Consider the following 9,469-nt stretch of genomic DNA (forward strand, 5'->3'; position numbering starts at 1 on the left):
ACCTGGGGTGGGGCTCGGCGGGGGCCCTGCCGGGGACTATCCCGCGCGTCCTGGGGTGGTGGGCGGAGCCGCTGTGGCCGGGCAGCCTGGGCTCGCCCTCGCCGCGCCGGTCGAGCGGCAGCCCGTAGATTCCCCTGGCCGTCACCCCGGGCAGCGCCGCCTTCTCCTCGATCAGCCCCCTCACGCCGTCGAACCCGCTCCGCCTGCCCGCGCGCCCGTCCTCCGGCGCGCTCCCGTCGGCAGCCCAGTGCTTCGCGACCGTGTGCCTGTCGACGCCGTGCCTCCTCGCTGTGTCCGAGAAGTTCGGCTTGATGCCGGCTTCCTTGTCCATGTCGGGCCCTCCGATCATGTTCCCGTCCATGCCAGCCTCCCGGATGCGTGCCTACGGCCCGAATCTAGGCGGTCGGCGGAACTGGTGAAACTGCGTTTGCGCGATTGGCTGAGATACATGGTCCGAACCGGTGGTTCCCATTGGCCTAACTGGCAGCTTTCAAGTTAGCGCTAACACCGTCGAGGGCGCAGCGCGCGATGTTGGCGGAGGCGTTGGGCCCCTTGTCGGCGACCACGACGACGCGTCCGGGCGAGTCCGGCCCGAAGCGCACCCCGGCGGCGTCCATCGCGGGCGCGAGCGTCGCCACGCCCGGCACGTTCCCCGGGAAGAGCGCGTAGTCGAGCGGGACGCCGCCCGCGTCGAGGAAGGGGCCCATCTGCACGACCGGGCTGGGCCCGTGCTCCCTGGAGGCCCCGCGCATGCGGAACCCGTCCTCGCCCTCGCGCTCGAAGCAGTGGTTGGTGACGTCGCAGTAGAGCACCCGCGTGTCGCGCGGGCCGCGCGCCGCCCCGAGCGAGGCGTTCGCGTGGGCCACGGGCTCGTCCCCGCGGTCGTCCAGGTAGGTGGGCGCCCGGTAGACGTCGTCGAGGGAGAAAGGGCACTTGCGCGGGAACGCGGAGCGCCCCTCCCACGCCCCCCCTCTTCGAGGACGGATGGGCGATGCGGTCCCAGACCAGGAGCCCGAGCACGCGGTAGGGGTCGAAGGCGACCCTGCGGGCGGCCCTCCTGCGCTCGAAGAGCCCGGGGAGCCCCAGGTCGCGGTTGAGGTGGGCGTCCACGACGGCCGCGCCCAGCTCCACGCGCGCCCCGCCGTCGCGCTTGCCGACCCTCCGCAGGGGCGGGGCCTTGACGATCGCCGGCCCCGTCTGCGCCCTCCTGGCCCCGTTGCGCCTCGCGCACTCGGCGGCGGGGTGCGCCACGGGGCCGGCGATGCCCGCGCGCTCGGGCTCGTCGACGTAGCCGAGGCTCCCCACCGTCCCGGGCATGTTCTTGCCCCGCCCGTCGCGGCAGCCCTCCACGATCGTGAGGCAGGCGCGCCCGTTCTTCTTCCTGGACTTCCCGAGGTACATGTCCGGCCCCTGACCTGCGGGAATACGTTCCCCCGTTATACCATGCACCGATATGCACCGTGCAGGAAAGTCATGGAATCACGACAAAGGAAACGCCCTCTGAGCGGGGCGAATCACAGGAATCCTATTCAGTTATGTTATGCTGCAAAACTCGGGAAGGGCACGCAACTCGAATGGGGGGCAAGGGGCCAAGCAGAAAAGTTCGAGGTGAGTGAGATGTTCGCACGTATCATGCTGTGGGTCATATTCGCGGCGTTCGCCGCCATGACCGTCGCCTTCCTGTCCGGCCACGGGGCAAGCCTCATCGCGGGCTACAACACTGCCACCGAGGCGGAGAGGGAGACGGTGGATGAGAAAAAGCTGCTTCGGGTCATGGGCGGGGGAATGCTCGTGGCCACACTCGTCATTTTCGTTTTGGCGCTGCTGGGAGAGAGGGTCCCTACGGCATTCGTGTACGTGACGATCGTCATCATTGGGGTCGATTGCGCTGCTATGGGCTACCTCGCGAACACGAGGTGCAAGAAGTAGCTGGAAGCTACCCGCGATACTGTTACCGATACTGTTACTTTCGCCGATTTCGGCCCATTGGGAAAGAAGAAGCCCTGAACTGTTTGTACGGTTCAGGGCTTTGTTCTTGGTCGCAGGGGCTGGATTTGAACCAACGACCTCCGGGTTATGAGGGCGTCAGAGGCCGTTTCACCGTAAATCTTGCCAATCCACAGCACAGCCGATATGCGTCTGACCTGTAGTTTCTCTAATTTCATGCGCCACGGGGAGGGTTCGGGCACCATAGAGCCCTCCACGGTGCGCGGCCACCACGCCGAGACGCGCATCATCTGCCGCCACCTCGGCAACATGAAGCTCGCCGAGCTCTCCATACCGGACGTCTCCGGATGGATACACGACACGACCGCCGTCGGCTACGTGCTCAAAAGCTGCTCGAAGGCCTTCCGCCTGCTCAAGTGAGCCATGGCGCAGAACCTCAGTTCAAGACCACCGCGACTTCTGCAAGCCGCTCAAACGCGTGAAGACGCCGATAGACGCCCTCTCGCGCGAGGAGCGCACGCGAATGCTGCGCCTCGTCATGGAGGCGGAGCTCCAGCCCTTTGACTTTGCGGTGGAGATAGCCCTCACCACGGTCATGCGGCGCGGCGAGGCCTGTGCCCCCAGGTGGTCCGACCTCTCCGACGGCGGCACTATAGCTGTGAGCCACGCCCTGGGAAACGGCGGCGGCTTCTACGTGAAAGAACCCAAGATCCAGAGCTCGGCGCCCACGATTCCGCTCGCGAAGCACACCTTTCAGGCCCTCAGGCGCATGCGCGCCGAGTCGCGGGCGCAGATGGCTGAGTTCGGCCTCAAGTGCGACCCCTGATCCTGGAGACGCAGGAGCCGGAGAGCCACCCCCTACAACCCCACGCGGCCGGGCAAGGACCCCTTCCGTGCATCGCTGCACATTGTCAGGCTTTCGCAAAGTCAGGTGCAAATGTGTCTAGAAACTGGCAGCCACATTACTTGTACAAAGACGAAGCGAAACTGATTCAGACTAAACGGGGCGTTAATGATCGAAGATGTTAACGCCGGGAGATAATCGCCACCGAGCGCCGGGCGATTCTGTCCATTTCCAGCCGGACGATATTGGCCAATGTGCCGGCATCCGGAAATGCTAACTGTTGCCGTGCATGGTGCTCCGAGGGCCCATCGCTAGAGCCCCATCGTGCCGGAGCCCCTCTGTCTCATCGCCTGGGGCACCGCCTCCACGGAGTAGGTGTCGAGTCCTCGTCCCCTGTAGCTGGGTCCGCGCATCATGAGGACCGAGGCATTGTCGAAGAGCCTGTCGAGGGCGCACAACAGCGCATCCTCGCCCGTGAACGAGCCCTTCCAGTCGCTCGGGGACATGTTGCTGGTGAGCACCATCGTGCTCGGGCCGTCCTTCTCGTAGCGGCGGTCGACGATGTCGAAGAACATGTCGGTGCATGCCCTGTCGAACCTGCACCTCCCGATCTCGTCCACGATGAGGCACGAGGGCTTCACGAGCGCCGCGACCTCGTGCTGGGCGGACCCCCGCTCTGCCGCCCTGGAGAGCCTGTCGCGCAGCTCGCTCGCCTTGAGGTAGTAGGTCCTGAGCCCCTTCATGCAGCATGCGCGCCCGTGTGCCTGCGCGAGATGCGTCTTGCCGATGCCTTCGGGGCCGATGAAGGCGATGTTCCTGTGCGCATAGAGGTCGGCGAGGGCAGGGAGCTTCCGGAGCATCCCTGCATCGCGCCCCTGTATCCTCGAGAAGTCGAACCCCTCGAACGTCTTCGGCTCCCTCGAAGGCAGCCTGCTGAGGCACAGGAGCGTATCCACCGTCTTCTGCCGCCTCTGCTCGGCGAGGTACGAGAAGACCGCTCCGACCGCGGCGATCTCGCCCTCTCCCATGCCCCTGTCGGATGCGAGCGCGGCGAGCTCCTCTGCGGATATGCGGATGCCCATGCCGGCAGCGGCCTCTGCCGCCTCGCCGAAGATGCCCATGCCCTCTGCCATCATGCCCTCCTTCCGAAGTCGAACCTCGCGAAGGCGGGATCTGCCGCCGGTGCCGCAGACTGCCTGACCGTCGGCGCCGGCTGCTGCGTCGGCTGCTCTGCCGGGCCTCCGTCGTCGGCCCACTGCCCTTCGCAGCAGCTGTCATGCCGGCCCCATGTGACCGGATGCGCGACCAGCTCCTGCGAGAGGTCGTCGCTGTATATGTGGAGCACGCGGCCTTCGCGCCCCACACGGCATTCCCTGCGCGCATGCCAGAAGGGCACGCCGAAGCGCCTGCCCTCGTAGCTCACGAACCCGTCGAACGATATCTTCCTCTTCGGGCAGAGCCAGCGCTCCGCCTCCTCCGTGAAGGCGAACGGGCGCGCATGCTGCATGCATGCGTCCCTGTGCTCGTCTGCGGGCACGCATGCCGCCGCGCGGCGCCATCTTCCCGACTGCTCCTGGCACCACCGCCTCGCCTCCTCGTTGAGCTGGGTGATGTCTGTGAACTCCCTGCCCTGGAGGAAGCTCTCCTTCACGAAGCGTATGAGCCGCTCGACCTTGCCCTTCGTCCATGGATGCCTGGGCCTGCAGAGCCTCGTCCGGAAGCCGATGGAGTCCATGAACGCCTCGTAGTCCTTCTGCCAGACGGGATTGTCCTCGGCATCCCTCCTGACGATCACGCTCTTCATGTTGTCCGTGAGCACCCAGTCCGGGATGCCGAGCTCCATGAAGCCATGCAGCATGCCTATGAAGAGGTTCTCCTGCCGAGCGTTCGGGAAGAACTCGATGTAGGGGGTGCCGCAGTGGTGGCAGGCCATCGCGAAGCATGCGATCCTCGAGACGGTGCCGTCGGCCGCCTCCGCATTGGCGAATCCCCAGTCCATCTGGTATGCCTCGCCGGGCTCCGTCTGGTATCTCCTGCCGCGCGGGCCCCTGGGATCCGCCTGCCTCCTCGGCGCAGGCACGAGCGAGCGGTGGGCGGCGATATAGTCCTTGACCGACGTGATGCCGCCTGCATATCCGTGCTCCCTGAGCCGGTCGAAGACCGTCTGGGAGTTCGTCACCCCCTTGCGGAGCTGGTCGTCGACGATGCCCGTATATCCCGTGAGGACCGTCGTCTCTGCCTTCCTGCCTGCATTGCCGTGCGGCCCGGCGTGGAAGCCCCTCTTCCGGAGCGTCCTTGCCTTCGATCTCGTGAGGCCGGTCCTCCTGCAGAACTCCGCGAGATTCGCCTTCTCCGGCGAGAACCCCGGCCCTGCCTCGGCTGCCATCGCCGAGAGGGCCTCGTCTATAATCTTCTGCAGGCCATCGTATCTGCTGTCCATCTTTCTCTATATTCCTCCTATCGCCGGCACATTGGCATAACCAGCATAGGAGGGATGTAGCGGTGCGGTGGCCAATCTTTTCCGGCTGCAATCGGCTATTTTGTTTCGGCTATATGTGGCTAAAATCGCCCGGCGTCAACAGAAGCGATGGGAGCTATGGGTGACCATGATGAAGTCATCGGATACCTTAGAATGTTTTTTACCTCAGACATCTGCGATCGACTTGATAGGGTCTTTGTAAATCCGGCCCAAATCGTGATGAAGCAATACCCTGGCGTAGTACATGATGGCGAAACGCCTTACGAACGCTATCGGGACATCTATGACCGCATCTCCAATATCTTCTACACGCTCAAGCAAACAGAGATCAGTGCTGACATATCCCAGCGAGATCCCCTCGCTTAACTATGGCAATGAGTCCTACTTCTCTGCGATTGGGGATGGGACTTAAAGATGCGGATATAAAGGAGGGAGGAGACAATGGAGAAGAAGTATGGCTTGATGCTCCAGGAGGAACTCGATAATGCGACTATCCTGGGCGAAGAGATTTGCGAGACCTACGAGGAAGCGACAAGTGCGTCTGCGGGTGCCGCTGCTATTGGCTGCGCCGTAGCAGCTTCCTTCGCAGCGTAACGCCCCTACCCCTGGCAGCCGTTACACTGCCAGGGGTGTATCGTGGGTCCAGTGTGTTTGGGCGGCCACGCTGGCCTGCCTATTCATCACCATCCATCATCTCATTCCTTCAGATGGCAACCACATCAGGAGGCATCGTGGACGATCCCAGAACTACAGAGGACGTTATAGAGCTCGGCAACGTGAGGAAGGCGTTCGGCAGCCATGTCGTGTTGGATGACATCTCGCTGGGGGTACAGCACAGGGAGATACTCGGGCTCCTTGGGCCTTCGGGCGCCGGCAAGACGACCCTCATCAAGATCATGCTCGGGCTTCTCGCCCCCGATGCCGGAGAGGTCTCCGTCTTCTCACACCCACCCCGGGCGTTTTCTTCGGATGCCAGCAAGAGGATTGGCGTCGTTCTGGATGATCCCTGCCTCTACGAGCGCCTTACCTGTACGGAAAACCTCAAGGTGTTCCTCAAGGCACGCGGGATCAAAGACATGGGATGCGCAGACAAGATTCTGAAGCGCGTGGGCCTGGACAAGAGCCGCTCGGTCTGTGCGCAGGACCTCTCCAAGGGCATGCGGCAGCGCCTGAGCCTTGCGCGGGCGCTCATGCATGATCCCGAACTCCTCTTCCTGGATGAACCTACAAGCGGTCTTGACCCTGGCACCGCAGAGGATATCCACGCACTGCTCCTCAAGCGGCGGGCCACCGGCGTGACGATCTTTCTTACCACCCACAACATGGAGGAGGCTACAAAAATCTGTGACAGGGTCATCCTCCTCAATGAGGGCAGGATCGTCGAGGCAGGAGCCCCACGCGAGATATGCGCGCGCCATAGCAAGGAGCACTGCGTCACAGTGATTCAAGGCAAACGGAGCTTCAGGTTCTCAGACATCAATAAAGATGCGGACAAGATATGCGCCATCCTGAAGGCAGGCAACGTCACCTCGATTTCGACCGAGAGCCCAAACCTCGAGGCCGTCTTTCTGCAGCTGACGGGAAGGGAGCTGGAATGAGCGGAACACGGCCGGGCAGTGGCCCAAATGGAGTGGACGCCGTCTTTTACAAGCAGGTGGTCGACTCGCTACGCAACAAATCAGCGCTCATGATGTTTCTCATGTTCCCGCTGGTTGCCCTTATCTTCAAGAACGCCATGACCGAGACCCAGCTTGCAAGTGCCCTGCCCATGTTCATGACGATGCATGTACTGATCGTGCCCATCATCTACACCTCAAGCGTTGTCGCAGAGGAGAAGGAGGCAGGCACGCTGCGCATGCTCACGATGTCCGGCGTGGGGCCGCTTTCCTACCTGTGTGGTGTTGCCGGCACCATCGGCGTGGCGTCAATCCTCTCGTCGCTGCTCTTCCTCCCCTGCATCGACGGACTCAATGCGGGCATGGTGGAGAGATTCCTCATGACGAATGCGGCGTGTGTGGCGTGCTCCCTGCTCATTGGCCTTGCCATAGCGCTCGTGGCCAAGCGGCAGGTCAATGCGGCGCCCATCTCAGCTCCCGTTTCGATGGCGCTGGGTATGCTCCCCATGCTGTCATCGCTGAACGACAGGCTTGAAGCCTTTGCACGCTGGACCTACACCCAGCCAGCGTATGAGCAGTTCTCCGACCTCGCCAGCACCACCATGACCTCCCGGGAGGCCATGGTGGTCGCCGTCAACGCGATGGCACTCGTCGTGCTGTTCCTCGTGCTCTTCCGTATGCGGCGACTAACCGATTAGACACAAGGAGGGACTCCGTGGGGTCTGGGGAGAGACAGGTTAACCTTCATATCCCCCGCATTGCGGGAATGTCCGCACTTTTGGCCTCTATCGTAGGCTGGGTTCTTTTTTTGTGCTCGTACCCACAACTCCGTGGACAGAGCTTGCATATGGCTTCGTCGCAACCGCGCGGAAGTTGGGGCCTGTCGTCGCAGTGGTCTTGTGCATTCCCCTGGTGCTACTTAGTGTCATCATACATGAACTCTTTCATGCTGCTGCAGCTAAGCGACGGCGTCAGTCTTTTGTGGGCAGGCAAGCCTCCGGGATCCCGAGCCAGCCTTCCGACCTGAACCGGACCTCGGCGCCGAGCATCTCGACGGAGCCCCGGACAGGATATTCGTAGCCCTTGCCTTCGAATGCTAGCGCATCGCCTGCCGCAGGGCCTCCTGAATAGNTTACCCCGTCTCCTGAATATGCGGCGATCTCCTTCCGCTTCCGCCTCTCGAGCCTCTTCGGCCCCCTGCGCTCGTCGCGTGAGAGATGCGGTATGGGGCGCCCGGATGCCTGCCTCGAGCGTATGCGCGCCATGTCCGACGCTCCCTGCATGGACCATGCGCAGGGGACGCCCGCCATCCTCGACTTGTAGACATGCTGGTTCTCGCTCTCCATCGTGCCGAGCGAGGGGCCGGGGACGCCGATGCGGTCTGCATGCGAGCGCAGGTACCTGATGACCCCCGGCGCGATGTCCGCCTTCGCCGTGCCCTCCCCGGCCATGCGCTCGAGGAGGCCTGCGCACCCCTCCGCATCGCCTCCGTATATGAGCCTCATCGCCTGGAGGCGCTCCTCCTCGTGCTCCCGCCCGAAGCAGGCGGAGACGGCCCTGTTCCCGTGGAAGGGGTCCATATGCCCGACGGCGTCGCATCCGATGGCTCCGAGCCATCCGAGCCCGCCGGAGCACCACGAGGCCCCGTCGAAGCCCGAGTGGACCTCCTCGACCGTATCGAGCCTGTAGACGCTCCCCACGGCAGCGATGCCCTGGCGCCACAGCTCGTCGGGCGTGCCGGCGCATCCGAAGCTCACGGGATCCAGCCTGAGGTTCTTCCTCCCATGCCTCTCCTTGCCCCGGTATGCGGTCATCGCCTTTATCTCCAGGTGCCTCCTGCCGCCTGCATGCTGGAGGGCGACGACGGTGCCGTCGGACTCCACGCAGAGGGTCCCGGAGCTTATCCTGCCTTCCGGGACCACGCCGTCCTGCTAGAGCTCCAGCTCCCGGCTGCGGTCGTCCGCCTCGCATGCGCGCCCTGCCCTGCGCACGCACCGCATGACCGCATCCCTCGAGACGGCGGACGAGCCCGTGTATGCGGCGGCATCCGCTGCATGCTGGTAGGATGCCTGCGCGGCGAGCCAGACGAGCTCCGCCTCCAGCCCCGGCGAGATCCTTGCAGAGGGCGCGAGCCCCATGAGGGCGTCGAGGGGGGCATCCACGTTGCCTGCACGGTCCGTGCAGCGCCTGCGCCTGAAGCTGACATCGCCGAGCCTCGTCGCGACCATGCGGGTGCGGATGTCGTGGACATGCATCCCTTCCGGCAGGCTGGCGCAGAGCTCCCTGTCCATCTCCTCGAGGGCCTGCGCATAGGCAGCGGCTGCCGCCCCCATGATCGAGGACAGCACATTCCCCTCCATCTCCCAGGCGGCATCCCCGTCCTCCGGATGGGCAGCGAGGCCCCTCAGCGCATCGAGCACGATCGGGCAGATGGCAGCTGCCAGCCGCTCCAGTGATGTATCCTTCTCCATATGGCGGATCCTTCCCTTCCTTGTCTCAGCAACTCAGAAGGTTAGAGGGACCCGCCTCTTCTTTCCAGATGGCATTCCGCAGCCTGGACCCACAAAAACATTACGCCGTCGG

9 protein-coding genes and 2 pseudogenes are annotated in these 9,469 nt (G+C 63.7%); 6 read left to right on the forward strand and 5 right to left on the reverse strand.

Annotated elements, in window-relative coordinates; genetic code table 11:
- Positions 1-349, reverse strand: a pseudogene (locus tag E0E00_RS01365) (IS21 family transposase); the annotation flags it as partial.
- A gap of 127 nt (positions 350-476) precedes the next feature.
- The gene (locus E0E00_RS01370; RefSeq protein WP_130810711.1) at positions 477-866 is read right to left on the reverse strand and encodes a hypothetical protein; all 390 of its coding nucleotides are present in this window, start codon (positions 864-866) and stop codon (positions 477-479) included.
- A 751-nt stretch (positions 867-1,617) separates the two neighbouring features.
- Between E0E00_RS01370 and E0E00_RS14235 the strand changes: the two genes are divergently transcribed.
- From E0E00_RS14235 to E0E00_RS01390, 3 genes are all read left to right on the forward strand, one after another.
- Positions 1,618-1,929, forward strand: a complete 312-nt coding sequence (locus E0E00_RS14235) for a DUF3784 domain-containing protein (RefSeq protein WP_242622151.1) — start codon at positions 1,618-1,620, stop codon at positions 1,927-1,929.
- Between the two features lie 234 nt (positions 1,930-2,163).
- Positions 2,164-2,367, forward strand: a complete 204-nt coding sequence (locus tag E0E00_RS01385; protein WP_130810715.1) for a hypothetical protein — start codon at positions 2,164-2,166, stop codon at positions 2,365-2,367.
- Between the two features lie 58 nt (positions 2,368-2,425).
- The gene (locus tag E0E00_RS01390) at positions 2,426-2,773 is read left to right on the forward strand and encodes a hypothetical protein (RefSeq protein WP_130810717.1); all 348 of its coding nucleotides are present in this window, start codon (positions 2,426-2,428) and stop codon (positions 2,771-2,773) included.
- 329 nt (positions 2,774-3,102) lie between these two features.
- Here E0E00_RS01390 and E0E00_RS01395 read toward each other — a convergent pair whose 3' ends face one another.
- Both E0E00_RS01395 and istA read right to left on the reverse strand, forming a co-directional pair.
- Complete coding sequence (locus E0E00_RS01395; protein WP_242622087.1) at positions 3,103-3,924, reverse strand: ATP-binding protein; 822 nt, start codon at positions 3,922-3,924, stop codon at positions 3,103-3,105.
- Positions 3,924-5,231 carry an IS21 family transposase gene (istA, locus tag E0E00_RS01400; RefSeq protein WP_130810721.1) on the reverse strand — a complete coding sequence of 436 codons (1,308 nt, stop codon included), beginning with the start codon at positions 5,229-5,231 and terminating at the stop codon, positions 3,924-3,926. The genes E0E00_RS01395 and istA overlap by 1 nt, the downstream gene beginning before the upstream one ends.
- A 480-nt stretch (positions 5,232-5,711) precedes the next feature.
- On the opposite strand from istA, the gene E0E00_RS14240 reads away from it, so the two are divergent.
- The 3 genes from E0E00_RS14240 to E0E00_RS01410 all read left to right on the forward strand — a co-directional run bounded on the left by E0E00_RS14240 (position 5,712) and on the right by E0E00_RS01410 (position 7,584).
- Positions 5,712-5,864 (forward strand): hypothetical protein, encoded by a 153-nt coding sequence (locus tag E0E00_RS14240; protein ID WP_165443489.1) that lies wholly within the window; start codon positions 5,712-5,714, stop codon positions 5,862-5,864.
- A 137-nt stretch (positions 5,865-6,001) separates the two neighbouring features.
- The gene (locus tag E0E00_RS01405) at positions 6,002-6,868 is read left to right on the forward strand and encodes an ABC transporter ATP-binding protein (protein WP_165443490.1); all 867 of its coding nucleotides are present in this window, start codon (positions 6,002-6,004) and stop codon (positions 6,866-6,868) included.
- Positions 6,865-7,584 carry an ABC transporter permease gene (locus tag E0E00_RS01410; RefSeq protein ID WP_165443491.1) on the forward strand — a complete coding sequence of 240 codons (720 nt, stop codon included), beginning with the start codon at positions 6,865-6,867 and terminating at the stop codon, positions 7,582-7,584. The genes E0E00_RS01405 and E0E00_RS01410 overlap by 4 nt, the downstream gene beginning before the upstream one ends.
- A gap of 273 nt (positions 7,585-7,857) precedes the next feature.
- On the opposite strand, the pseudogene E0E00_RS01415 reads toward E0E00_RS01410, so the two are convergent.
- Positions 7,858-9,357, reverse strand: a pseudogene (locus E0E00_RS01415) (UPF0236 family transposase-like protein).
- Between the last annotated feature and the right edge of the window lie 112 nt (positions 9,358-9,469).

This window comes from Olsenella sp. Marseille-P4559 (genome assembly GCF_900605015.1).
In the GTDB taxonomy this organism is placed as follows: Bacteria; Actinomycetota; Coriobacteriia; order Coriobacteriales; family Atopobiaceae; genus Tractidigestivibacter.